General features: G+C 51.2%; 22 protein-coding genes. 16 read left to right on the top strand and 6 right to left on the bottom strand.

Annotation, left to right across the window (positions count from 1 at the left end; all coding sequences use genetic code 11):
• Positions 1-745: 745 nt before the first annotated feature.
• Both CGZ75_RS01240 and add read left to right on the top strand, forming a co-directional pair.
• On the top strand, positions 746-1501 hold the full coding sequence (locus CGZ75_RS01240) for a tRNA threonylcarbamoyladenosine dehydratase (protein ID WP_089522413.1): 756 nt from the start codon (positions 746-748) through the stop codon (positions 1499-1501).
• A gap of 571 nt (positions 1502-2072) precedes the next feature.
• Positions 2073-3113 carry an adenosine deaminase gene (gene add / locus CGZ75_RS01245; protein WP_089522415.1) on the top strand — a complete coding sequence of 347 codons (1041 nt, stop codon included), beginning with the start codon at positions 2073-2075 and terminating at the stop codon, positions 3111-3113.
• Between the two features lie 288 nt (positions 3114-3401).
• Here add and CGZ75_RS01250 read toward each other — a convergent pair whose 3' ends face one another.
• Positions 3402-4025 carry an acetate uptake transporter gene (locus tag CGZ75_RS01250; protein ID WP_089522417.1) on the bottom strand — a complete coding sequence of 208 codons (624 nt, stop codon included), beginning with the start codon at positions 4023-4025 and terminating at the stop codon, positions 3402-3404.
• A 230-nt stretch (positions 4026-4255) separates the two neighbouring features.
• On the opposite strand from CGZ75_RS01250, the gene CGZ75_RS01255 reads away from it, so the two are divergent.
• Positions 4256-5587 (top strand): replication-associated recombination protein A, encoded by a 1332-nt coding sequence (locus CGZ75_RS01255; RefSeq protein ID WP_089522419.1) that lies wholly within the window; start codon positions 4256-4258, stop codon positions 5585-5587.
• A 30-nt stretch (positions 5588-5617) separates the two neighbouring features.
• On the opposite strand, the gene CGZ75_RS25685 is transcribed toward CGZ75_RS01255, so the two are convergent.
• A complete protein-coding gene (locus CGZ75_RS25685) occupies positions 5618-5905 on the bottom strand; it encodes an MFS transporter (protein ID WP_342745635.1) in 288 nt (95 codons plus the stop codon).
• Positions 5844-6200 carry an MFS transporter gene (locus CGZ75_RS25690; RefSeq protein WP_342745667.1) on the bottom strand — a complete coding sequence of 119 codons (357 nt, stop codon included), beginning with the start codon at positions 6198-6200 and terminating at the stop codon, positions 5844-5846. Before CGZ75_RS25690 ends, CGZ75_RS25685 begins: the two co-directional genes overlap by 62 nt.
• Positions 6201-6551: 351 nt before the next feature.
• On the opposite strand from CGZ75_RS25690, the gene CGZ75_RS01265 reads away from it, so the two are divergent.
• A complete protein-coding gene (locus tag CGZ75_RS01265) occupies positions 6552-7910 on the top strand; it encodes an Nramp family divalent metal transporter (protein ID WP_089522421.1) in 1359 nt (452 codons plus the stop codon).
• Positions 7911-8022: 112 nt separating this feature from the next.
• Entirely contained in the window at positions 8023-9363 is a 1341-nt protein-coding gene (locus CGZ75_RS01270) for a hemolysin family protein (protein WP_089522423.1), read from the top strand.
• A 58-nt stretch (positions 9364-9421) separates the two neighbouring features.
• Here CGZ75_RS01270 and CGZ75_RS26415 read toward each other — a convergent pair whose 3' ends face one another.
• Positions 9422-9682, bottom strand: a complete 261-nt coding sequence (locus CGZ75_RS26415) for a DUF3888 domain-containing protein (RefSeq protein WP_089522425.1) — start codon at positions 9680-9682, stop codon at positions 9422-9424.
• Between the two features lie 107 nt (positions 9683-9789).
• Complete coding sequence (gene mnmA, locus CGZ75_RS01280; RefSeq protein ID WP_089522426.1) at positions 9790-10932, bottom strand: tRNA 2-thiouridine(34) synthase MnmA; 1143 nt, start codon at positions 10930-10932, stop codon at positions 9790-9792.
• A 363-nt stretch (positions 10933-11295) separates the two neighbouring features.
• Between mnmA and cymR the strand changes: the two genes are divergently transcribed.
• The 8 genes from cymR to CGZ75_RS01320 all read left to right on the top strand — a co-directional run bounded on the left by cymR (position 11296) and on the right by CGZ75_RS01320 (position 19149).
• A complete protein-coding gene (gene cymR, locus CGZ75_RS01285) occupies positions 11296-11715 on the top strand; it encodes a cysteine metabolism transcriptional regulator CymR (RefSeq protein WP_089522429.1) in 420 nt (139 codons plus the stop codon).
• Positions 11716-11738: 23 nt separating this feature from the next.
• Positions 11739-12890 carry a cysteine desulfurase family protein gene (locus CGZ75_RS01290; protein ID WP_089522431.1) on the top strand — a complete coding sequence of 384 codons (1152 nt, stop codon included), beginning with the start codon at positions 11739-11741 and terminating at the stop codon, positions 12888-12890.
• 13 nt (positions 12891-12903) lie between these two features.
• The gene (locus CGZ75_RS01295; protein WP_245850659.1) at positions 12904-13455 is read left to right on the top strand and encodes a PRC-barrel domain-containing protein; all 552 of its coding nucleotides are present in this window, start codon (positions 12904-12906) and stop codon (positions 13453-13455) included.
• 25 nt (positions 13456-13480) lie between these two features.
• A complete protein-coding gene (locus CGZ75_RS01300; RefSeq protein ID WP_089524492.1) occupies positions 13481-13681 on the top strand; it encodes a hypothetical protein in 201 nt (66 codons plus the stop codon).
• Between the two features lie 186 nt (positions 13682-13867).
• Positions 13868-14938, top strand: a complete 1071-nt coding sequence (locus CGZ75_RS01305; RefSeq protein ID WP_089524493.1) for an AI-2E family transporter — start codon at positions 13868-13870, stop codon at positions 14936-14938.
• Positions 14939-15199: 261 nt separating this feature from the next.
• On the top strand, positions 15200-16120 hold the full coding sequence (gene iolE, locus CGZ75_RS01310) for a myo-inosose-2 dehydratase (protein ID WP_089522432.1): 921 nt from the start codon (positions 15200-15202) through the stop codon (positions 16118-16120).
• 80 nt (positions 16121-16200) lie between these two features.
• Entirely contained in the window at positions 16201-17238 is a 1038-nt protein-coding gene (iolG, locus tag CGZ75_RS01315; RefSeq protein WP_089522434.1) for a bifunctional inositol 2-dehydrogenase/D-chiro-inositol 1-dehydrogenase, read from the top strand.
• 219 nt (positions 17239-17457) lie between these two features.
• Positions 17458-19149, top strand: a complete 1692-nt coding sequence (locus tag CGZ75_RS01320; RefSeq protein WP_176444632.1) for a M28 family peptidase — start codon at positions 17458-17460, stop codon at positions 19147-19149.
• Positions 19150-19277: 128 nt separating this feature from the next.
• Here CGZ75_RS01320 and CGZ75_RS01325 read toward each other — a convergent pair whose 3' ends face one another.
• Positions 19278-20063 carry a DeoR/GlpR family DNA-binding transcription regulator gene (locus CGZ75_RS01325; protein ID WP_089522438.1) on the bottom strand — a complete coding sequence of 262 codons (786 nt, stop codon included), beginning with the start codon at positions 20061-20063 and terminating at the stop codon, positions 19278-19280.
• A 210-nt stretch (positions 20064-20273) separates the two neighbouring features.
• Between CGZ75_RS01325 and CGZ75_RS01330 the strand changes: the two genes are divergently transcribed.
• The 3 genes from CGZ75_RS01330 to iolC are packed head-to-tail and all read left to right on the top strand — an operon-like array spanning position 20274 to position 23617.
• Positions 20274-21758 carry a CoA-acylating methylmalonate-semialdehyde dehydrogenase gene (locus tag CGZ75_RS01330; protein WP_089522440.1) on the top strand — a complete coding sequence of 495 codons (1485 nt, stop codon included), beginning with the start codon at positions 20274-20276 and terminating at the stop codon, positions 21756-21758.
• Positions 21758-22579: a 5-deoxy-glucuronate isomerase gene (gene iolB, locus CGZ75_RS01335; RefSeq protein ID WP_425436409.1), complete on the top strand. Its 822-nt coding sequence runs from the start codon at positions 21758-21760 to the stop codon at positions 22577-22579. The genes CGZ75_RS01330 and iolB overlap by 1 nt, the downstream gene beginning before the upstream one ends.
• Positions 22580-22621: 42 nt before the next feature.
• Positions 22622-23617, top strand: a complete 996-nt coding sequence (iolC, locus tag CGZ75_RS01340; protein ID WP_089522442.1) for a 5-dehydro-2-deoxygluconokinase — start codon at positions 22622-22624, stop codon at positions 23615-23617.
• Positions 23618-23620 lie beyond the last annotated feature (3 nt).

Raw genomic sequence — 23620 nt, forward strand, 5'->3', positions numbered from 1 at the left:
AAAAGCTACTTGCTTCGAGCACGTGGCCGCCAACGAGCGCAATCAAGTAATAAAAGCTACTTGCTTCGAGCACGTGGCCGCCAACGAGCGCAATCAAGTAACAAAAGTTACTTGAAACGACCACTTGGCCGCGAACGAGCGCAATCAAGTAACAAAAGCTACTTGCTTCGAGCACGTGGCCGCCAACGAGCGCAATCAAGTAACAAAAGCTACTTGCTTCGAGCACGTGGCCGCCAACGAGCGCAATCAAGTAATAAAAGCTACTTGCTTCGAGCACGTGGCCGCCAACGAGCGCAATCAAGTAATAAAAGCTACTTGCTTCGAGCACGTGGCCGCCAACGAGCGCAATCAAGTAACAAAAGTTACTTGAAACGACCACTTGGCCGCGAACGAGCGCAATCAAGTAACAAAAGTTACTTGAAACGACCATTTGGCCGCGAACGAGCGCAATCAAGTAACAAAAGCTACTTGCTTCGAGCAGGTGGCCGCCAACGAGGGCAATCAAGTAACAAAAGCTACTTGCTTCGAGCACGTGGCCGCGAACGAGCGCAATCAAGTAACAAAAGCTACTTGCTTCGAGCAGGTGGCCGCCAACGAGCTCGCTCAAGTAGCTAAAATGCTTTAATTGTTCGAGCAGCTCTATAGCTTGTTCCGAGCCGCACCGATTCCGGTGCGGCTTTGAATTGAGAGCAATCGCGGTTTGATCGCGATAACGGGTATGTATTTTAAGAAGGAGGCGTAATTCATGTTGAATCAATTTTCGCGCACTGAGCTCGCTTTTGGGCCAGAGGGCATCGAAGCCATGAAGCGCAGCACGGTTGCCGTGCTAGGTATCGGGGGAGTCGGCTCTATCGCGGCGGAAGCGCTGGCGCGCACTGGCGTAGGCCGGATCATTCTGATCGACAAGGATGTCGTCGATATTACGAACATTAACCGTCAGATCCATGCTCTGACAACGACGGTCGGCCAGCCAAAGGCCGATCTGATGCGCGACCGTATCAAGCTGATCAACCCTGAATGCGATGTTATTAGCTTGCGCATGTTTTATACCGAGGAGACTTATGAGCAGCTGTTCGAGTACCCGCTTGATTATGTACTGGATGCTTCGGACACGATCTCCTACAAAGTACATGTCATCATGCAATGTCTGGAGCGGAACATTCCGATCATCTCCAGCATGGGCGCAGCCAATAAGATCGATCCGACCAAATTCACTGTAACGGATATTTCCAAGACGCATACCGACCCGGTAGCCCGGGTTGTCCGTCAAAAGCTGCGCCGCGAAGGCATACGTAAAGGCGTCAAAGTAGTCTTTTCCTCAGAGGAGCCGAAAAAACCACGTGTGGATGTCACCCAACGCATCGTGCCGGAAAATGCTCCTGAGATTCGCAAAGCGCAGCAGCCTCCAGCGAGCAATGCATTTGTGCCGCCTGTTGCTGGCCTGATTATGGTCGGCGTAGCCGTGCAGGATCTGCTGAAAAAGAACGGCATCGAAATTTAGGTTCGTAAGGTAGGCTGTTCCACGCTCTTCTGGTGCTGAGTTGCCTGGAGTTGCAGCTGCTTTAGTAGCTCTGTCGATTTATCGACTTCTTGTGACTTCCGCATTTCTGTCGATTTATCGACTTCTTTTGACTTCTGCATTTCTGTCGATTTATCGACCTCTTGTGACTTCCTCATTTCTGTACAATTATGTTTGTGAAATATGCGTTCTTTTAGATCTAACGCAACTCACACGTTATTAGCCCCAAAAGACGTCATTTGGATCGTTTAGGGTAATATAATGTCGTCAAGTTGCGTTAGATTTTTTCGTGTTCCTATTGTGGCTAAATAGGCTGGCCCCTTAGTTGCGTCAGGCTCTGAAAGAGCATCGTCTAAACGAGTCCACTAGTCCACTTAGCATTGTTGAACGCCGCCGCAAGCAAGCTGCATTCCAAAAGCATGGTTTAAGGATTTAATAAAGTAAGGTCTATGTCACGTTAAAGCGATACACACCAAACTTGTGTTATATATATTGACATATTATCTCGAAAGAAGTAACATCGTTCTAATTAACTTCAGGATGGTGATCGTTCATGATGAGTCTTATGCACCGTTTGCCCAAGATCGAGCTCCATTGCCATCTGGATGGAAGTGTCAGGCCAGCAACGGCTGCGGAAATTGCCGAGGAGGAAGGAATCGAGCTGAACTGTTCCGATCTGCGGGAACTGACCGAGCGGATGACAGTTTCGCCGTCCTGTACGAGCCTTGTGGAATATATTCAACGCTTCGAGTTGCCGTTACAACTGATGCAAACCCGTAAAGCACTGACTCGAATCGCCTACGAGACTGCAGAAGATGCTGCTTTGGACAATGTCCGTTACCTGGAAATGCGTTTCGCTCCCCAACTGCACACACGTGGGGGATTGACGGTAGACGAGATTATTGGAGCCGTTTCGGAAGGGCTGTCTGCAGCGGAGGAAAAATACGGCCACTGCGTGCGTATGATTCTGATCTGCATGCGCCATCACGGACAGATCGACAACGAAGTTGTTGTCCGGGCTGCCAGTCGCAGCAAGGAGCTGGGGGTTGTTGGAGTCGATCTTGCTGGAGACGAGGCAGGACATCCAAATGAGTTGCATACGGAAGTGTTTGAGCTGGCGGACAGGCTCGGTCTGCCGATAACAATTCACGCTGGAGAAGCTGCTGGCGCGTGCAGCATCCGTAGTGCGGTGGAAAAGCTGAGGGCAAGACGCATCGGCCACGGCGTGCGGCTGCGCGAGGATGCAGAGTTGACGCAGGTAATTCGGGAGCGTCGTATACCGCTAGAGCTTTGCGTCATCAGCAACGTGCAGACTAAGGCGGTGTCATCGATGGAAAATCATCCTATCCGCGACTACCTGGACCAAGGTCTGCTTGTGACGGTCAACACCGACAATCCGACCGTTTCAGGAACGAATTTGACCCGTGAGTATGAGAATCTTGCAAGGCGTTTTCGTTTTTCAGAAAAAGAGATCCGCAGGGTGGCGCAGAACGCGATTGAAGCTGCGTTCGTCGACGAGGAGCGCAAAGAGCAACTGCGAGAACGCTTTGAACGGGAGTGGCGGGAGCTTGGCCTGCTAGCTGTCGAGAGCTGAACATTCCCTAGGTTTTAGCAAAGTAAAAGTAGATCGTTTCCTTAACTAGAGCTCAGCAGATCGCTACCTAGCTCTAGCTAAGTTGATGATTTTCCTCGCTCTAGCTAAGGCTGATAAACCCAAGCTGTTCCCCGGAGAGCTGCGCTAGAAGCATCTCTCCGCATATAGTAAAAAGGAGCAAGCCATGGGGCCTGCTCCTTTTTACTGTAGCCAATATTACGAGTCGATCCAACGAGTTAACTCAGTAAACCCGTAGCCGGAATCAACTCGCCAAGCTTGATAACTGCCTTATACTGGCTTTTTGAACCAGCCCATCGGCTTCCCTATTGGTAGGAAAGTATAACCTAAATGGTTGTTCAGAACATTGGCGCCCATACCATAAAACGATACGAGAGCAATGAGCAGTTCAGACCAGGCAGCGAGTCCGTGGGTAAAGCTTTCAGCAATACCGAACGCGCTCAGCGCCAAGCCGAGGAAAAGAAAGTCGATCAGCACGAAAATCAGGAACAGCGTTTTGTTTGTTTCAGCAGCCCCGATTGTCATGAATAGGGTGAAAATCAAATAACCAGCAAAGGCGACGCCAAGCTGATTGCCGTCAGCTGTGCTTGCAAGTTCTGGGCCAAAAACGCCCAGCTTGATCAACCAAGAGCTGGCGACGCCGAGCCAGAACAGGCCGTAAGCGGCGAAAGCGGTCGTACCGAAGTGGTTGCCGCGCTTCGCGTCTTCCACGGCAGCGAATAGCTGAGCTATCGCTCCTAGAAATACAGCCCATGGAATGACGAGTGCATAGCCGTCTGTCCAACCCAGCTTTTGAGTAGAAGCGACCAAAGTGACCATGGCAAGGCCGAACAATCCGATTGCCGACGGGTCGGCGTTGTGATGCTTGATGTGTTGCAGGTTTGTTTGAAGCATGAAGCAGGTTCTCTCCTTTATGACTGTCTCTCTATAGTTGTCTTGCCGTTGCTCATAGGCAACCCTTCAATTCTGATGGATTCCGATATAAAATGGAGCATCATTCTGTGTCTATTTCCGCACAGTTTAAACAGTAATCTTTTCCAAATGGTTCTATGTCGAACGTTTGTACGCTTTATCTTGCTATGGTAAACTAATCGTTATGGATTCCGTTTACAGGGGTTGAGAGGATGGACTTATTCGATTACAAGGAAGAGGATGCGCCCCGTGCAAGGCTGCTTGCGGATCGGATGCGGCCTCGGACGCTTGAGGAATATATTGGCCAGGAGGATGTAGTTGGGCCAGGCACGCTGCTGCGCCGAGCGATCGAGAGCGATCAGGTTAGCTCGCTGCTGCTGTTCGGCCCTCCTGGCAGCGGAAAAACAACATTGGCGAACATCATTTCCCTCCGAACAGAGGGAGAGTTCGTCAAGCTTAATGCGGTGGATGCGACGGTTAAGGATGTGCGTGATGTCATCGACAGAGCGAAGAGTACAAAAACGCTGTACGGTCGCAAAACGATTCTTTTTCTGGATGAGGTGCATCGCTTCAACTCCTCGCGGCAGGACGCGCTTTTGCCTGCAGTAGAGCAGGGCATTATCATCTTTATCGGGGCGACAACGGAAAATCCGTTCCATTCGGTGAATGGAGCCCTATTATCACGCTCGACACTGTTCCGGTTGCATGCGCTGGAGAGCCGCCACGCGCTAGAAGCGATGCAGCGAGCGATCGCGGATAAGGAACGTGGGCTCGGCTTCATGAAGCTGGACGTTCGGCCTGAGGCTTTGGAGCATATCGCGAGCATGGCCGGTGGAGATATTCGCCGCGCGCTCAATGCGCTGGATTTGGCTGCCGTCACGACGCCATCTGAGCCGGATGGCTCGGTCATCGTTACGCTTGAGGTGGCGCAGGAATCGATTCGCAGCCGCGCTGTGCAGGCGGACGAATCAACACAGTACGATATACTCTCTGCTTTTCACAAGAGCATCCGGGGTTCTAGCGACGCGGCTTTGTTCTGGTTCTTGTACGCAGTAGAGAAGTTGGGGATGGACCCGATGGTGTTCATTCGGCGGCTGATCGTGGCATGCAGCGAGGATATTGGACTGGCTAATCCCCAGGCGATGGTCCAGGCGGTGACGAGCATGGATGCTTATCACAAGATTGGCTGGCCGGAGGCAAAATACAACGTCGCCCAAGCGATTTTATTTGCGGTGGAGAGTCCCAAATCCAATGCGACAGCGCTGGCTATCAGCAAAGCGATGACCAAGATGGAAGCTGTCGGCACGCCCGAGGTGCCGCTGCATCTGCGTGATGCGCACTACAAGGGCTCGCAGCAGCTCGGCCATGTCGGTTATCAATACCCGCATGATTTTCCCGGCCATTATGTGGATCAACTGTATTACCCGGAACGGCTCGCTGGCTCGACCGTGTACGAAGCGACTAGGCAAGGCATGGAAGACAAGATCCGCCACAATCAGCAGCAGCGCAAGTCGGCATCTTCTAAAGAGAAGCCGGGGCGCTGAGGACAACAACACGAACAAAAGCCGACTTCCTCAATTGGGTAGTCGGCTCTTTTTGGTACGCCTAGTAAGGTTATATCCCATATACAGTTGGATAAGTATTGCGAGTGAAACCAAAGCTAAGTTAAAGTGGAATGCAGCAGTTAAGGAAATATAATTCACAAATACTCCAGCAATGATGGGGGAAGTTATGGACCCAATTTCGGAGAAGGATACTACTTTTCCCATAAATGAACTTCTTTGTTCACTCTCGACGGTATCACCAATATGAGCGAAAAAAGAGTCCATATAACAGGCTCCTCCAACACCCCCAATCAACATTCCAAGATAAACAACCCAATACCAATATCATGCCTGCGCCATCACTGCTGCTAATGTATCCGTTATAAACGCCACGATTTTCTTCGTTACATAAATCATTTATTATCGTTCGCACAAAAACGGTCATTCCCGTTGCAACTACACCTTGTAGAAGTCGGAGTATGCATAAAACGATAAAGTCACTTGATAACGCAAATCCCACCATGCAAAGTGCTTGTAGCAGCAATAATAAGGTTCCTATTTTTTGGCCGCCCATTCTTTTGTAGAGAATTCCTGCGGGAATGCCGCCAAAAATTTTTCCAACGTAAAAAAGTGGAAAAAATAATACTCATTGATAAAGGTGTAAATCCAAACTGCTCTATAAAGAGAGGGAATAGCGGTAAAATCAGCTCCCTTTCAGATGATTTATTCTCTTCGTCAAATAACCCAGATGCCGTTTTCGGCATCTGGGTTATTTGACCTTTTACGCTCTAACAAACAGCTGAATTCAAAAAAAGGATTAACAAACTAAACATTTAGTATTAAAATATATAGAGGTGCAACAAATCGACTTACCCATCATATCTTAGAAAAAAGGTTTCACTGCGCTCAAAAAGTTGCCCTATAACAAAAGTTGTGGCTTGAGGACAAAAGGGAGGGATCTAACATGATCGAGAAAGAACTGGCCGCAACTATAGCGGACGGAGAAGGTTGGAGGCGTGCTGGCGGTCAGCCGTCACTAGCCGAAGTTCATCGCAGCTTGCATGTACCTAAAAAAGCTAGCTGGCTGCGCAAGCTGCTGGCTTTCATGGGGCCGGGTTATTTGGTCGCGGTAGGTTATATGGACCCTGGCAACTGGGCGACCGATCTGGCAGGAGGCTCGTTGTTCGGTTATACACTTCTGTCCGTCGTTTTGTTGTCCAATTTGATTGCGATGCTGCTGCAATCGCTATCCGCCAAGCTCGGCATCGTTACGGGCCGCGATTTGGCACAGGCTTGTCGCGACCATTACAGCAAGCCGGTATCGCTGATGCTCTGGGTGCTATGCGAGCTAGCGATAGCAGCCTGCGATTTGGCAGAGCTGATTGGAACAGCAATTGCCCTCAATCTGTTGTTCGGATTGCCGCTGCTTTGGGGCGTCATTTTGACCTCATTGGACGTCATGATCGTGCTGCTGCTGCAAAATAAAGGCTTCCGCTACATGGAGGCGCTCGTCATTACGCTAATCGGGACGATCGGGGGCTGCTTTCTGATCGAGCTGATCTGGGCGCAGCCGATTATGGCCGATGTGATGAAGGGTTTCATTCCTTCGGGAGAGATCGTAACCAATCCCGCCATGCTCTATATTGCGATCGGTATTCTCGGAGCGACCGTAATGCCACATAATCTGTACCTGCATTCCTCCATCGTGCAGACGCGCAGCTTTGAGCAGACTCCAGCCGGCAAAAAAGAAGCGATCCACTTCGCGACGATCGACTCGACAATTGCGCTGGGGCTGGCGCTGTTTATCAACGCTGCCATTTTAATTGTGGCTGGGGCCGTATTTCATTCCAGTGGTAATACCGGCATAGCTGACATAGGGGACGCTTATCATCTGATGACGCCGCTTATGGGAGGAGCCGCCGCCAGCGTACTGTTCGGCATCGCTCTGCTGGCAGCAGGTCAAAACTCGACGCTCACGGGTACGCTTGCCGGACAGATTGTCATGGAGGGTTTTCTCGGCCTCACCATGAAACCTTGGCTGCGAAGGCTGATTACTCGGCTTATCGCACTCGTTCCGGCGGTCATCGTGACGGCTCTGTATGGAGAGAAAGGGACAACCGATCTGCTCATTCTCAGCCAGGTCATCTTGTCGCTGCAGCTGAGCTTTGCTGTGTTCCCACTCGTCAAGTTCACCAGCGATCCGGCCAAAATGGGTGAGTTCGCCAACAAAACGTTCATCAAGTTGCTTTCATGGTTTTGCGCAGCTCTTATCGCGGTGTTGAACCTGTACCTGCTCGGGATGACAGTTTGGGGCTGGTTTTAAAGTCCAAACTGCATAAGTACCCTCTTTAGGCCATACCTATACAATACCTATAATGACCTCGAGGGGGTGCGCCTGTCTTCCAGCCAAGCAATTCGGCAGGGAGCAGGAAATCATGTCCGATGATCCACTGCCGTTAGGACTGAGTTTAATTTTGATCCTCTTATTCGTCTTTTTGAACGGTTTTTTCGTCGCTGCCGAATTCGCCATGGTCAAAGTACGAGGAAGTCGCATCAATACGCTCGTTTCTGAGGGTAACGGCAAGGCCAGGTTCGCCTCACGTTTGACCGGCGATTTGAATGCTTTCCTATCTGCTTCCCAGCTCGGCATTACGCTGGCATCGCTTGGACTTGGCTGGATCGGGGGGCCAGCAATTGCCCGTGCGCTCCAACCCTTGTTCCACAAATTTGGTATCGAAGGCTTGACGGCCAGCACGATTTCTTTTTTTATTGCCTTCGGCTTCATAACGCTCCTGCATATCGTCCTCGGCGAGCTAGCTCCCAAAACAATCGCCATCCATAAGGCGGAAAAGGTGACCTTGTGGACCTCAATTCCCCTCGTTTATTTTCACGCGATTATGTTCCCCTTCATCTGGGCTTTCGACGGCTTGGCAAATCTCTTGCTAAAATGGATCGGCTTCGCACCAGCAACCGGTTATAAATCGGCGCACAATGAGGAGGAAATCCGCATCCTTATGCAGGAAAGCCATAAAAGCGGCTTGATCGACGGAACGGAGCTTGCGCTTATGGACAATATTTTTGATTTTTCGGATACTAACGCCCGTGAAATCATGATTCCTCGTACGGATATGGTTTGCCTCTCTATTCATCACCCCTTCGAACAAAACAAGGCGGCGGCGCTTGCTCAGAAGCATACTCGGTACCCCGTCTGCGAGGGAGATAAGGACAATATTATCGGTTTTGTCCATATCAAGGATTTACTTAGGGGGACTCCAGAGATTAGCGAGCTGCGCATGCTGCTGCGCCCAATTACCGCCGTTCCGGAATCGATGCGGATCAGTTCCTTGCTCAAGCTGATGCAGAGAAGCAAAACGGGAATCGCGATTTTAATCGATGAGTATGGAGGCACATCGGGATTGGTCACGCTGAAAGACATCATGGAGGAAATTGTAGGTGACATTCGTGACGAATTTGATGTGGAGGAGCGTGCGGAACTAGAGCAGATTGACGCAAGCACCTTCTCATTAAGTGGACTTATGCAATTGGAGGATGTAAATGAGCGCTTCGCTCTAAAAATAGATACCGAGACGTACGCGACGATCGGCGGATGGCTCAGCTCACAAATTGGCATACCGTTGCGCATTGGGCGTTCCGTGTCCTTAGGGAATGGCTCGGAGCTTATTCTTGAGGAAAGTGAGCATTTGCGGGTATCGCGCGTGTTGCTAAGGCTCGGTGCGGTATCCGAAGAGAGCAACTGGGATGATCACCTCAACTGAGTGCGTTGTTCCTAGACAATCTGCGTGGAAACTCGTAATAAAACTAGGATATATAGCTTCATCCTTTCCGATGCTCAAAATGATCAACGGAAACTCCCAATGCCGATACTGACAACGTTATAATCTCATTACCATATGGCGGATTATGGGCGCCTACAAAGGTTTTAACTAGTACTTTCACTCGGAAGTAAAAACTTCCTTCAAATAAGCGGTCTATGTTTAAAATCTCTGCATCATAAAGCCCATAGAGCCTCGGCTCTCCATAATATCCAGTAATAGCATCGGATATTTTCGGAGAGAGGGTAGCAGTACAATGAATAGTGCCTCAAGCAATACAGAGAGCAGCAAAAAGCCAGACCACTCGTGGTCTGGCTTTTTGCTGTCTATGTTCAAACAATCGGCCCAGCAAGGGCCGCCCCCAGAGGCTTAAGCCCTTCCGGTAGCCTCGAATTCAAGTTCGTTGACCCGATTGACTTTGTCAATCGTGCCACCACCAAGGCAGGTGTCGCCGTCATAGAATACGACGGCTTGTCCCGGCGTGATCGCCTTCTGCGGCTGATCGAACACAACTTCCGCGCTGCCGTCTGCGGCTAGGCGCAGCGTTACACCTTGATCCGGCTGGCGGTAGCGGAACTTGGCTGTGCAGCGCAGCTCACCTTGCGGCAGCTGCGGCGCAATCCAGTTCACGCCGGTTGCCGTGAGCGAGGAAGAGTACAAACGAGCATGCGCATCTCCCTGCACAACGTACAAAATGTTGGACTCCAGGTCTTTGTCGGCAACGAACCACGGCTCGCCCGTGCCGGAACCGCCGATGCCGAGCCCTTGACGCTGGCCCAGCGTGTAGTACATCAGGCCGTCATGTCTGCCTTTGGTCTCGCCGCTGCGCAGATCAACCATGGAGCCCGGCTGAGCAGGCAAATACCCGCTGAGGAACTGCTTAAAGTTGCGCTCTCCGATGAAGCAGACGCCGGTGCTGTCCTTTTTGCGAGCTGTGGACAGTCCGAACTCTTCTGCGATCCGGCGAACTTCCGGCTTAGGAAGATGGCCGATCGGGAACATTGCGGAAGCAAGCTGCTCCTGGCTCAGCTGATGTAAGAAGTAGGATTGGTCCTTGTTGCTGTCGATACCGCGTAGCAGCGTGGTGACACCAGCTTCATCGCGGCTGACTTTGGCATAGTGACCTGTCGCCAAATAATCCGCGCCGAGCGACTTGGCTTTGGCAAGGAACTCACCGAACTTGATCTCGCGGTTACACATGACATCGGGATTAGGCGTGCGCCCCCGACGATATTCATCCAGAAAATAGCTGAATACCTTGTCAAAATATTGCCGCTCGAAATTAACCGTATAATATGGAATGCCGATCTGCTCGCAGACACGGCGGACATCTTCCGCATCCTCGTCCGCGCTGCAGACGCCGTTCTCATCCGTTTCATCCCAGTTCTTCATGAAGATGCCGATGACATCGTAACCTTGCCCCTTCAGAAGCAGAGCGGCCACGGAAGAGTCGACGCCTCCGGACATGCCTACGACAACGCGTTTGGAGCCATTGCTTTCATGCGCTGACATATTAATCCACCACCTTGACAATCTTGATCTTCCCCTGTTATTCTGACACCTTGTGTTCACTAGCTAAAATAAGTTTTGCTAGCCATGTCTTTGCTTGTCCAGGAAGAGTCCTATCATTGTAGCATAGGAGTCAGCTCATTTTCATCCGTTAAAGAGGTTGTTCAAAAAAGCCACCATTGATCACGATGTAAAGCAGGTAGCGAACTCGACATCGAATCAAAAGAAGCGGACGAGCATACCAAAGATGTGCTAACATAGCAGTGATATGGGAATACCTTGATTTATTAGAATTAAGTTAAGCCTAACCGCATACCTGCAGGATTGAGCTTTACCGATCTGCCAATCAGGGAAAGAGGTGCAGCCATGAAAATTTCAACAAAAGGCCGTTACGGTCTGACTATTATGATGGAGCTAGCCGCAAAGTTTGGCGAGGGACCGATTTCGCTGAAGAGCATCGCCGAGAAAAACCAGCTCTCCGAGCATTATTTGGAGCAGCTTATCGCTCCGCTGCGCAACGCGGGACAGGTGAAAAGTGTCCGTGGAGCATACGGGGGCTATATCTTGTCCAAAGATCCCGACACGATAACCGCAGGAGATGTTATCCGCATTTTGGAAGGACCGATTTCTCCGGTAGACTTCACCGAGGAAGACGATCCGGCCAAGCGCAACCTGTGGCTGCGCATCCGTGATAGCATTGCGGAGGTGCTGGATTCCACCACGCTGCTGGATCTTATTCAGTATACGGACAAAAGCGAGAGCGACAGCTATATGTTCTACATTTAAGAACGGAAAGGTCTTGAACGGGCATGGAACGGATTTACTACGATCACGCCGCGACGACGCCGCTGCATCCCGAAGCTGCCAAGGCCATGCTTGCTGTGCTGGAGGGTCCTCCGGGCAACGCATCCAGCCTGCATAGCTTTGGTCGAGATGCTCGCCGCCTCGTGAGCGAGTCCCGAGATAGTATTGCCGCTACAATCGGCTGCAGGCCGGATGAGCTGGTGTTTACCTCTGGCGGCACGGAGGCGGACAATATGGCGCTTAGAGGCGTCATGGAGGCACAGTCCGTCTCCGGCAAGCGCCATTTGATTACAAGCGCGGCGGAGCATCACGCTGTACTGAGGGAATCTGAGCGGCTGGAGCGTAACGGATACGAGGTCACATACTTGCCGGTTGACGGTGAGGGGCTTGTGTCCGTGGACAGCCTGAAGGGAGCGCTGCGGGGTGATACTGGCCTCGTTAGCATTATGTACGCCAACAATGAGACCGGCACGATCCAGCCAATTGCAGAGCTGGCCGGAATTGCCCGCGAGCGAGGAGTTCCTTTTCACACGGATGCCGCTCAAGCGTATGGCAAACTGGCGATTCAACTGCAAGAGTTGCCTGTGTCGCTTATGACGCTTTCCTCGCATAAGATCAACGGGCCGCAAGGCATCGGAGCGTTGTATATTCGTCAAGGAACGTCGCTTCAGCCGTTGCTGGTCGGCGGCTCACAGGAGCGTAAACGTCGCGGCGGCACGGAAAATCTGGCTGCTCTGGCTGGATTTGCTTGTGCGGCAGGTATCGCTTCACGCGAGCTGGAGTCGCGCGCCTTACGTATGGAGGAGCTGCGAGCGCTCTGGATTCGCCGGATGGGCGAGGCGAGCGGCGGCACAGCAATTGTAGCGGGACATTCCGAGCCGTGTTTGCCGGGAATCATCAACTTGATGTTTCCCGGCATCGATCGCGAGTCAATGCTGATGAACCTCGATCTCGCAGGCATAGCCGCTTCCGGCGGCTCTGCTTGCACGGCGGGCGCGCTGGAGCCTTCCCATGTGCTGCGTGCGATGGATGTGCCGGAGGAGCTTGCGAATACAGCGGTTAGATTCAGCTTCGGATTGGGCAATACTACAGAAGAAATGGAGCTTGCGGCGCAAAGAATTGAAACTTTTTTGCATCGTAATCGTAAATCTTCTTAGGAGGCTTTTTGCCGTGCCTAATTCGACTGATGGAATGTTAAAGCTTCAACAGATCATCGGGCTACCTGTATACATTGCTCATTCTGGTGCGCATGCCGGCAAGGTCCGCGACGTCTGGTTCGATGAACACTGGATGCTCCAGGGCTTTGTGCTTGACGGCTGGAACTGGAAACCACGAACCGTTTGTACGGTGCTGTGGGAGGATGTGCTTGTATGCGGAGCAGATTGTCTTTTTATCGGATCAAAGGAAGCAATTGGCTTGCGCCGGCTTTCTTCGCTCCAGCGCTCTTTTCTGAATGGCTGCGTGCGGCTGAAGGATCTTCCGGTCGTAACGGCAGAAGGAAAGCAGCTTGGACGGGTATCCGATGTTTACTTTAACCCGATTATGGGTACACAGGTAGTAGGTTATGAATTGACGGATGGATTCCTCTCAGACCTTATGGACGGTCGGAGATGGCTGAGAGCGCCCAGAGATCCTGATGTCTTCTTATTAGGGGAAGATGCGATTGTCGTCCCGCCGTTGGACGAGAGTGCACTGGAGCGTGTCGCAGCTTCCGATCCATAATGTAGGGAGAAATGAATAAATGAGTATGAGATGCCCAAATTGTAATTCCAGAGATATTGGCAAGATCGGTTCGCACCAGTTTTACTGCTGGGGCTGCTATATCGAGCTGACGGTGAACGGCGACAAAATGTCGGTTTACCAAGTTGAAGAAGATGGAACGCTCAGTTCCTTGGATGATCTGTTTTTTGAGGACGAAATTTCCTCACCGGAAATCCACGCCAACTGATTACTGGAATAAGAAGCCTCTGACGAACGCCGTCGCGGGCTTTTTTGTGCGTTGCAAGCTGTGTCCGGGTTGGACATACAAGGTATGGGAGCCAAGGAAAGCACATATACTGTAACGGAGCAGACAGGCCTAAGGACGGACCGGCCGCTGCCGCATGCCGGAATCAGAAGCGGGGAGGAATCCGGGTTGGAAAAATGGACACAAAACCGCATGCTGATGACTCTCGTTTATATAATCCTCGGGCTCTTGGCACTATTCCTGCTTTTGCTTATGAAGCCGGTGCTGATGAATCTGTATCGGTTCGCAAGCGCCATATTGACCCCGTTCCTGATTGCGATGGTCATCTCGTATGTGCTGCATCCAATCGTAAGCCTGCTGAGCGCCAGGCGAGTGCCGCGATCGATGGCGGTGCTGCTTATTTATACGGTGTTCTTTTCTGCGTTGACGGTCATCTTGATCAATCTAATTCCGATGGTGGCAGGCCAAGTGCATGAGCTCGGTGAGCATGCTCCAGAGCTGACGATGCGGGCTCAGAGCCTCGTCAACGATTTCAACAACACTTCTTTCTTGCCGGACAGTTTCCGCGACGCTCTAATTCGTGCGCTGCTGGCGATGGAGAAGCGATTGGCCGAATCTACGACGGATTTTATTAACAATATCGGATCGATGCTGAACGCGGTTTTCCTGCTGTTCATCATTCCGTTCCTGGTTTTTTATATTCTTAAAGACTTCGAGGTCATGGAGCGTACCGTCATCGCATACGTGCCGAAAACTCATCGTAAACAAATCGTACGCATGTTCAAAGATATCGACGAAGCGCTCGGCAGCTACATCCGGGGACAGTTCCTCGTTTGTCTCATTGTTGGTGTGCTCGCGTATGCGGGTTATGCGCTAATTGGACTTCCTTACGCATTAATGCTGGCAGCTATCGTCGCCGTTACCAATGTGATTCCTTACTTAGGCCCGTTCATCGGAGCTGCGCCAGCGCTGTTAGTTGCGTCCACCGTCTCCTTCAAAATGATGCTGCTCGTCCTAATCGTCAACATGATCTGCCAAATTCTAGAGGGAAACGTTATCTCCCCACAGGTGGTCGGCAGGACGCTGCATATCCATCCGCTTATGATTATTTTTGCTCTGTTGGTTGGAGGGGAGCTGGCCGGTATTCCCGGCATGATTTTGGCGGTACCCGTATTCGCGGCGCTAAAAGTCATTCTCCAGCATGTATTCGCCTATTACGTTCGGCGACGGACGGTCTAACTTCTCTACCGGGATAAGCATAGTTTGTAAAAGGGAGCTCCACAGACTTTTTAGTCTGCTGGAGTTCTTTTTGTTGAACGGAAGAAGGATTGGTTCGCGCAGCGATTTTCGCTGTCAAGGTCGGAAGTGACCAATAGTTAATCAAAATTAAAATGCTTCATTGACGGAATTCGAAACTGGAAGTATCATACTATCAAAAGTTAATCATAAAATAATCAAATCTTGCATGAGATGGATCGGGACGAGTGGGAGGGACAATCGATGGGAGCAACGGAAATAACATGGGGGATTTCCCCGATTGGCTGGCGAAACGACGATATTCCGGAAATCGGAGCCGAGAATACACTTGGGCATCTGCTGGGAGATATCGTAGTAGCCGGCTTTGCAGGTACGGAATTGGGCGGATTTTTTCCTGGGCCTGATGTATTGAACAAAGAGCTGGAGTTGCGCGGTCTGCGTATTGCAGGGCAATGGTTTAGCAGTTATATCGTCCGAGACGGACTTCCGGCGGTGAGAGAAGCTTTTGCAGATCAGTGCCGTTCCCTGCAGGGGGTCAAGGCGGATGTCATTGTTATATCGGAACAGACCGGCAGCATTCAAGGTCTCGACCGAAATGTGTTTAGTGACAAGCCCGAATTTGACGATGAGCAGTGGGTGCAATTATGCGAAGGGCTGAACCAGCTAGGGGAAGAGGCTCAACAATATGGACTCCAGCTCGTCTATCACCATCATATGGGAACCGTTGTACAGACTGCTCCCGAAATAGCGCGCCTTATGGATGGAACAGATGCACGGTTCGTCCATCTGCTCTACGATACCGGACATTGTTACGCATCCGATGGAGAAGTGCTTGAGGTTCTGAAAACGCATATCGGGCGCATCCGCCATGTGCATTTCAAAGATATACGCCAAAACGTACTGGATCAATGCCGTGCCAAGGGGCGTTCCTTCCAGCAATCATTCATGCAGGGCATGTTTACAGTTCCGGGTGATGGCTGCGTCCCGTTTGAAGACGTGTATCAACTGCTTCTTGCGCATGGCTATAAAGGGTGGATCATCGTCGAGGCGGAGCAGGATCCTGCCATTGCGCATCCACTTGAATACGCTCTCATTGCAAGGAAATATATTGACCGCAATCTTTTGCCGCTAGCTGCAACTGCTGACAAGGGCTACAAAAGATAAGAAACTAGCTAGGAAGCGGAGCGATCGGAAGAAGAATTGGTTTGCGGTTCGCTGTTAAATGAATCTCAGGAGGGCACACAATGGAATTGCTACGAATCGGGGTCATCGGCACGGGAGCGATCGGCCGCGATCATATGCGCCGGATTACGAACAATCTATCAGGGGGCGTCATCACGGCGGTAACGGACGTGAACACGGAGGCGGCGCGCGGAGCTGTGGAAGCGCTGGGCATTGGGGCGAACATTTATCCGGATGACGTCACGCTCATTGGATCGGGCGAGGTTGATGCTGTTCTTGTCACCAGCTGGGGGCCAGCCCATCAGAAGAGTGTGCTGGCCGCCATCGAAGCGGGACTTCCCGTCTTCTGTGAAAAGCCGCTGGCGACTACAGCAGAAGGCTGCAAGAGCATCGTAGACGCTGAAGTGGCGCGCGACAAACGTTTCGTGCAGGTGGGCTTCATGCGCCGTTACGACAAGGGTTACAGGCAGCTGAAGGAAGCAATCGACGGCGGTTTCATTGGCGAGCCGCTAATGATCCACTGCGCACATCGCAATGCGAGCGTGGCGGACTCGTACACGACCGATATGGCCATTACAGATACGCTTATCCACGAAATCGACGTCTTGCAGTGGCTTATTGGCGATGAGTACCGCTCGGCGCAGGTGTCCTTTCCAAAAAAATCCCGCAACGCTCTGGGCCATCTAGGCGATCCGCAAATCGTCATGCTGGAAACGGCGGGGGGCGTCATTATCACGGCTGAGATTTTCGTTAATTGCAAATTTGGCTATGACATTCAATGTGAAGTCGTCGGCGAGGAAGGGCTGATCCGCCTACCGGATGTATCCAGCCCGGCGTTCCGTAAAGGCGGCGTTGCTGGCAACGCGCTGCTGATGGATTGGAAGGATCGCTTCATCGACGCCTATGACGTGGAGATTCAAGATTTTATCGACAATGTCCGTAAGAACGGCATGCCGCAAGGACCAACCGCTTGGGACGGCTTTATCGCCCAAGTTACGGCGGATGCCTGCGTGCGTTCCCAGCAGTCTGGCGAGCGCGAAGCGATCGAGTTGGGCGTGAAGCCGGAGCTGTATAGCGGAATGATGCAGAGACAGGTGTAGGCCAGCTATTTAAGTTGAAAATCCATATTCCATCGAAGATAATTGTGTGGTAGAATCTTTTTAAATAAAGCGCTTTCATTTGAGGGATCTTGTTCTTTGTTAACATTATCCGCTAAGAATGGAGCGCTTTTTTTATGTTTATTTATGCCCATACGTTTTGCTAAAGGGGACAGAAGCATGAGAAGACAGAGTCGGGGTACCAAGGTTTTTAGAGGAGCTATGGCAACATTTGTTTTGTTGATCGTCATCATCGGATTGGGGGTAAGCTTTTCACAATTCGCTCCTCCGCCAGCTCAGCAAAATCCTGTGCCTGAGGGCGATTTCTCAATCGACCGCGCCATGGGTTATCTGAAGGAAGTAGCCAAAGAGCCGCATCCGTCTGGCTCCGCGGCTCATGCGGAGGTAAGAGATTATTTGGTTCAACAATTTCAACAGCTAGGTATTGAAGTTGAGGTTCAACAGAAAGAGATTTCACAAATAAAAAACGTGATCTATCCGCAGGAAGACCCTAAGCTGTCGATGTACAACATCCTGGCTACGATTCCGGGAAAATCGGATTCCGACAACGCGGTGCTAATTACAGCTCATTACGATTCGAAGAAGGGCAGTCCAGGAACATCCGATGACGGGTATGGTGTAGCTACAATATTGGAATCGGCCAGAGCAATTAAGAATGGGCCCCAGCCGCAAAATACGATTTACTTCCTTCTTTCGGACGGCGAAGAGCTTGGCCTGGTGGGAGCAAGCGCATTTGCGGAAAATAAATCCATCATGGATCAGACCAAAGTTATTATTAATATGGAGGCCAGAGGAAATAAAGGGGTCCCCGTTTTATTCGAGACGAACACCAACAATTTGGAGCTGATACAAACGTTCCAAAAGGAAGCTCAATACCCGATTGCCTACTCATTCGCTTATGAGGTTTATAGGCTGCTTCCTAACGACACCGATTTTACCGTATACAAAAACAGTGGAAAACAAGGATATAACTTCGCCAACATCGATGGCCGGGATTTTTATCATGCGGCGAAGGATACTTATGATCAGGCCAGTACAGGCACGCTGCAGCATTTAGGGTTGCAAGTATTGCCGCTTTTGAAAAAGTACGCTTTTATGGACGCTGCGCAGTTCAAGGGGATCGAGGATAGTGACCACAACGCGGTATATTTTCCGTTATTCCAAAAGAATTTGATTGTATATTCCGAAGCTTATGTAATTCCGTTGTTGATAGGCTTGCTGCTTCTCGCTTTGGTAACCCTTAGTGTTGCTATAAAAAAGCAGCATATTCGCTTCTCTAAAACGCTGATCGTATTTCTGCTCATTTTGGGCAGCCTCGTTGTTATTGCAGGTTTGATTCTCCTTTGCATAAGGGTCATCGCTTACTTGATGGGCTTGCCAATCCATGAAAATATTTATATTTATAACGTTCCATATAGCGGATGGATAATGATTGCGCTCACTTTGCTGGCAACGCTGCTTTGTTTCATTGGGGCTAAAGCGATGGTCAAGAAATTCGGGGCTGGTAACGCTGCTTTTGGCATGCTGTATCATTGGCTGATTTTAGCGGTGCTGACATCTGTATTTGTAAAAGGCATGAGTTATGTTTTTGTGCTGCCGGCCGCGTTGTCGTTGCTTGCGATTTTACCGCTCATGTTCCGTTCTGAGAAGCGGATTCCAACCTTTTACGGGTATGGGTTCATCATCCCTATGGTGATTCCTTCCGTCATGTTGTTGTCTCCGATCATTTACCTCATATTCGTGTCCATGACTATTGGAATCGCGCCAGTTACGAATGTGCTGAGCTCGCTCGCGGCGTTCAACGTCATTTTCGCTTCGCTGTGGGCTTTCGACAATACCGCAGCACCAGGAATCCAGAAAGCACGAATCAGGAACAAACCGATTGAACTGTAGCGGCCACTCGATGTAGCGGTCAAGCGGCTTAGCTGCCCCTATAAAGGTCACTCGGCGCCACTGACCGTGAGCGATAGGTTTGAACAGGCGTCTAGCTTAATGCGTCAAAGGAGTGCGTTCAGAAGTCATTACGTGACCTCTGCCGCACTCCTCTTTTCGTCTTCGTCAGCGATGATAAGCTGGATTCCATGCTGCTTGCTGAACAGAATATATTCACTTACCGGGAGCTCTGAAGTGATGATCCCATCGACCTCATCTAATGCGGCGTAGGTCAGCAGCGTTGAACGTCCGAATTTGCTGGCGTCCGCAAGCAAATACAAGCGCTCAGCTTTGGAGGCGGCTTGCTTTTTGATCTGATGTTCCATCAAGTCCAAAGTCGTCAGGCCGTGGGTGATGCTGACTCCGGTTGTTGCCATGAACGCTTTGTTGATATTGTAGCGATGCAGATCCTCGGGATGAACCCCGACGAAGGCGCGGGTAAGCCTGCGGAATTGGCTGCCGATAATGACCAGCTCCGTTTGCGGCAGAGCCGCTGCACCGATGATCACGTCCAAGCTGTTTGTCAGAATGGTCAACGGCATTTGCGGGTCTAAGCTTTCGGCCAAAAAACGGGTTGTCGTCCCGGAATCAACAAAAATAATATCATGAGGCTCCACAAGCTCGGCTGCTGCGCGGGCAATCCGCGTTTTGTCCGTCCCATGGACCAGTAAATCGAAGTTGCCTGGGGCGGCAGCCTGGGAATGTGAGACGGCTCCGCCATAAACCTTGCCAATTGTACCTCTTTGCATAAGCATACTGAGGTCGCGGCGAATCGTATTTTTAGAGACGTCGAATCGTTGGCATAACTCATCAAGCGTCACCTCTTTCCGGTTCTGGATATATAGTTCTATATCCTGCAAGCGTCGGGTTTTCATGGCGCGTCTCCTGTACGGAATAGTTGAGGAGAATATAACTTATTATCAAAAGTTAATCAACAGTTAACTTTTTTAGCTCAAAAAGATGAGGTTTATTTCGTTATTGACGGTCGAATAGGAAAGGCATAAGATTAAGACATAACCAATATATACTCATACGCTTGAACATTCGATGGATCGACAACTTCCGCATTGAGAGAGGGGCCTATCATGGGAACGATTAAGAAGCTGGGCAATTACATCGGTGGGGCATGGGTAGAGGGCCACGCTGACAACTTTGAAGACGTTTACAATCCGGCGACGGGGGAGCTGCTTTGCCAAGTACCGCTGTCTACCCGCGAGGATGTGGAAGAAGCGGTTCGCGTCGCTTCGGCAGCCTTTGAGCAATGGAGACGGGTACCAGTGCCGCGCCGAGCTCGCGTTTTGTTCGCTTTCCAGCAGTTATTGCTGCGAGACAAGGATGAGTTGGCGAGACTGATTACGCTGGAGAACGGCAAAAATCTGGTCGAGGCGGCAGGAGAGGTACAGCGTGGCATTGAAAACGTCGAGTTTGCTGCAGGCGCTCCTTCTCTCATGATGGGCGACTCGCTTTCATCTATTGCTACAGATGTGGAGGCGACCAACTATCGCTATCCGCTTGGCGTTGTGGGTGGCATCGCACCGTTCAACTTCCCAATGATGGTTCCTTGCTGGATGTTCCCAATGGCCATTGCCATGGGTAACTCTTTTATTCTCAAACCTTCCGAGCGCACACCGCTGTTGATTGGCAAGTTGGCTGATCTATTAACCGAGGCAGGTTTGCCGGCTGGCGTGTTTAATGTTCTGTATGGAGCGCATGATGTCGTCAACGGCTTGTTAGAGCATCCCGAGATCAAGGCGATTTCATTTGTGGGATCGAAGCCAGTCGGTGAGTATGTGTTCAAAAAAGGCAGCGAGAACCTGAAGCGGGTTCAGGCGCTTACGGGTGCGAAAAACCATACGATTGTGCTGAATGACGCCCATCTCGAAGATACGGTCACGAATATTGTTTCCGCTGCATTCGGCTCTGCTGGAGAGCGCTGCATGGCTTGCGCCGTCGTAACGGTTGAAGAGGGAATCGCCGATGCCTTTATCAGTCGCTTGAAGGAAAAAACAGCAAGCGTGACGATCGGTAACGGCATGGATGACGGCGTTTTCCTGGGACCGGTTATCCGTGAGGACAATAAGCAGCGCACCATTCGTTACATCGAAAAGGGAATCCAAGAAGGAGCCAAGCTGCTCATCGACGGACGCGAGCGGATGAGCGGGGACGGCTATTTCATCGGACCGACCATTTTTGAGGATGTATCGCCGGAAATGACGATCTGGAAGGATGAGCTTTTTGCTCCGGTGTTGTCTGTCATCCGGGTCAAAAACCTGAAGGAAGGCATCGCCATTGCCAACCGTTCCGAGTTCGCTAACGGAGCTTGTCTGTTTACGAGTAATGCAGCCTCGATCCGTTACTTCCGGGAAAATATCGATGCGGGCATGCTTGGCATTAATTTGGGCGTCCCGGCGCCAATGGCCTTTTTCCCATTCTCGGGCTGGAAAGCATCCTTCTTTGGTACGCTGCATGCCAACGGCAAAGACAGCATCGATTTTTACACTCGCAAAAAAGTCGTCACGGCGCGTTACCCAGAACCTTCTTTCGACGAGGCTGAAGGAGGCGATCGCTAGTGTCGATCAACCTGCATCTCAAGCCGCAGCAAGTGAGCGGCGAAGGATATGTCATTGTGCAGGAATCGCTCCATCGGGACGGATCGCTTCTACAATACACCGGTATGCGCATCGTTGAGATTGAGCCGGGAGCACAATACTCGGAGTTGCTAGAGCGGGACGAGTGCTGTGTTGTAGCGGTCGCGGGGCGTATCGACGTCAGCGATGGAGAGCAGCATTTTGCAGCTCTTGGTACGCGCCAAAGCGTGTTTGAGCAAAAGCCGACCGACAGCGTTTTTCTATCCGCAGGTAAGCAGCTGCTTGTGACAGCTATTGATAAAGCGAGGGTGGCGCTCTGTTACGCCCCTTCGTTGAAACAGCTGCCGACGCGCTGGATCAAGGCTGACGAGGTTGGCGTGGAGCATCGCGGCAAATACCAGAATCAGCGTACGGTACACAATATTCTGCCGGACAGCGACGATACGGCGAGCAGCTTGCTCGTGGTCGAGGTTTATACGGCTGGCGGCAATTTTTCCAGCTATCCGCCTCACAAGCATGATCGCGACTTGCTTCCGCAAGAATCGCTGCTGGAGGAAATCTATTATCATGAGCTGAATCCGCCGCAAGGCTTCGTGTTTCAGAGGGTTTATACCGACGATCGCTCAATTGACCAGACGATGAGCGTGTGCAACGGTGATATGGTGCTTGTTCCAGCCGGTTATCATCCTGTAGGGGTGCCGGACGGTTTTTCCTCTTATTATTTGAACGTCATGGCGGGGCCGCGCCGAATTTGGAAGTTTTATAATGACCCGGCATTCCAATGGATTTTGCAGCGGGATTAAACAGGGTGAACGAATGAAATCGCAGAGGAGCGGATCCCGGACATGAGTCTTGACCTGATAGCAATCGGAAGGGCCTGCATCGACTTGAATGCGGTGGAGTACAATCGTCCGATGGAAGATACGTTGACCTTCTCCAAATATGTAGGAGGATCACCGGCCAATATCGCCATCGGGCTGGCCCGATTAGGGCTCAGGGCTGGTTTTATCGGCAAGCTTGCGGATGACCAGCATGGCAGATTTATCAGCCGTTACATGAGTGAGGCGGGCGTGGACACATCCGGCTTGACGGTGGATCGCGAGGGTCGCAAGACGGGGCTGGCTTTTACAGAAATTATTAGCCCGGATGAATGCAGCATTATGATGTACCGTGATGAGGCTGCCGATCTGTTCCTTCGCCCGGAGGAAGTGGATGAGAATTATATCCGCCAGGCTGGCATCCTGCTCGTATCTGGTACAGGTCTGTCACGCAGCCCATCCCGCGAAGCGGTGCTCAAAGCTTTGCAAATTGCGAGGCGTAACGGCGTCAAAGTGGTGTTTGAGCTTGATTATCGTCCTTATACATGGGCTAGTCCCGAAGAAACGGCCCTTTATTATTCACTCGTCGCGGAGCTGTCGGATATCGTCATCGGCACGAGAGATGAGTTCGATAAACTCGAAAACCACATCGGCGGCTCAAACGAAGATACGATTCAGCAGTTGTTCCGCCATCAGCCGCAGCTTGTCGTGATCAAACATGGCGTCGACGGTTCCTACGCTTATGCTCGTACTGGAGAGGTTTATCGCGGGCGAGCTTACAAAGCTCAGGTGCTGAAAACATTTGGCGCTGGAGATTCCTATGCCGCTGCATTCCTGTACGCGCTGATCAACGATATGGGAATAACGGCGGCGCTACAGTTCGGCAGCGCTGCGGCCGCAATCGTAGTGAGCAAACACAGCTCCTCGGCCGCGATGCCGGGAGTCGCAGATATCGAAGCGCTGATCGCCGCTCAAGAGGCTGCTGCGACAGACGCCCAGAGCTCTCTCACCGGAAAGGAGTAGGTT

The organism is Paenibacillus herberti, from assembly GCF_002233675.1.
In the GTDB taxonomy this organism is placed as follows: Bacteria; Bacillota; Bacilli; order Paenibacillales; family Paenibacillaceae; genus Paenibacillus_O; species Paenibacillus_O herberti.

Coding starts and splice junctions, on each gene's coding strand:
- CGZ75_RS01320 (WP_176444632.1), top strand. CDS start 17,458: ATGGCAACATTTGTTTTGTTGATCGTCATCATCGGATTGGGGGTAAGC.
- CGZ75_RS01270 (WP_089522423.1), top strand. CDS start 8,023: ATGTCCGATGATCCACTGCCGTTAGGACTGAGTTTAATTTTGATCCTC.
- CGZ75_RS25685 (WP_342745635.1), bottom strand. CDS start 5,905: ATGTTGATTGGGGGTGTTGGAGGAGCCTGTTATATGGACTCTTTTTTC.
- CGZ75_RS01250 (WP_089522417.1), bottom strand. CDS start 4,025: ATGCTTCAAACAAACCTGCAACACATCAAGCATCACAACGCCGACCCG.
- CGZ75_RS01240 (WP_089522413.1), top strand. CDS start 746: ATGTTGAATCAATTTTCGCGCACTGAGCTCGCTTTTGGGCCAGAGGGC.
- CGZ75_RS01325 (WP_089522438.1), bottom strand. CDS start 20,063: ATGAAAACCCGACGCTTGCAGGATATAGAACTATATATCCAGAACCGG.
- iolC (WP_089522442.1), top strand. CDS start 22,622: ATGAGTCTTGACCTGATAGCAATCGGAAGGGCCTGCATCGACTTGAAT.
- CGZ75_RS01255 (WP_089522419.1), top strand. CDS start 4,256: ATGGACTTATTCGATTACAAGGAAGAGGATGCGCCCCGTGCAAGGCTG.
- CGZ75_RS01330 (WP_089522440.1), top strand. CDS start 20,274: ATGGGAACGATTAAGAAGCTGGGCAATTACATCGGTGGGGCATGGGTA.
- CGZ75_RS01290 (WP_089522431.1), top strand. CDS start 11,739: ATGGAACGGATTTACTACGATCACGCCGCGACGACGCCGCTGCATCCC.
- add (WP_089522415.1), top strand. CDS start 2,073: ATGATGAGTCTTATGCACCGTTTGCCCAAGATCGAGCTCCATTGCCAT.
- CGZ75_RS01265 (WP_089522421.1), top strand. CDS start 6,552: ATGATCGAGAAAGAACTGGCCGCAACTATAGCGGACGGAGAAGGTTGG.
- iolE (WP_089522432.1), top strand. CDS start 15,200: ATGGGAGCAACGGAAATAACATGGGGGATTTCCCCGATTGGCTGGCGA.
- CGZ75_RS01300 (WP_089524492.1), top strand. CDS start 13,481: ATGAGATGCCCAAATTGTAATTCCAGAGATATTGGCAAGATCGGTTCG.
- iolG (WP_089522434.1), top strand. CDS start 16,201: ATGGAATTGCTACGAATCGGGGTCATCGGCACGGGAGCGATCGGCCGC.
- mnmA (WP_089522426.1), bottom strand. CDS start 10,932: ATGTCAGCGCATGAAAGCAATGGCTCCAAACGCGTTGTCGTAGGCATG.
- cymR (WP_089522429.1), top strand. CDS start 11,296: ATGAAAATTTCAACAAAAGGCCGTTACGGTCTGACTATTATGATGGAG.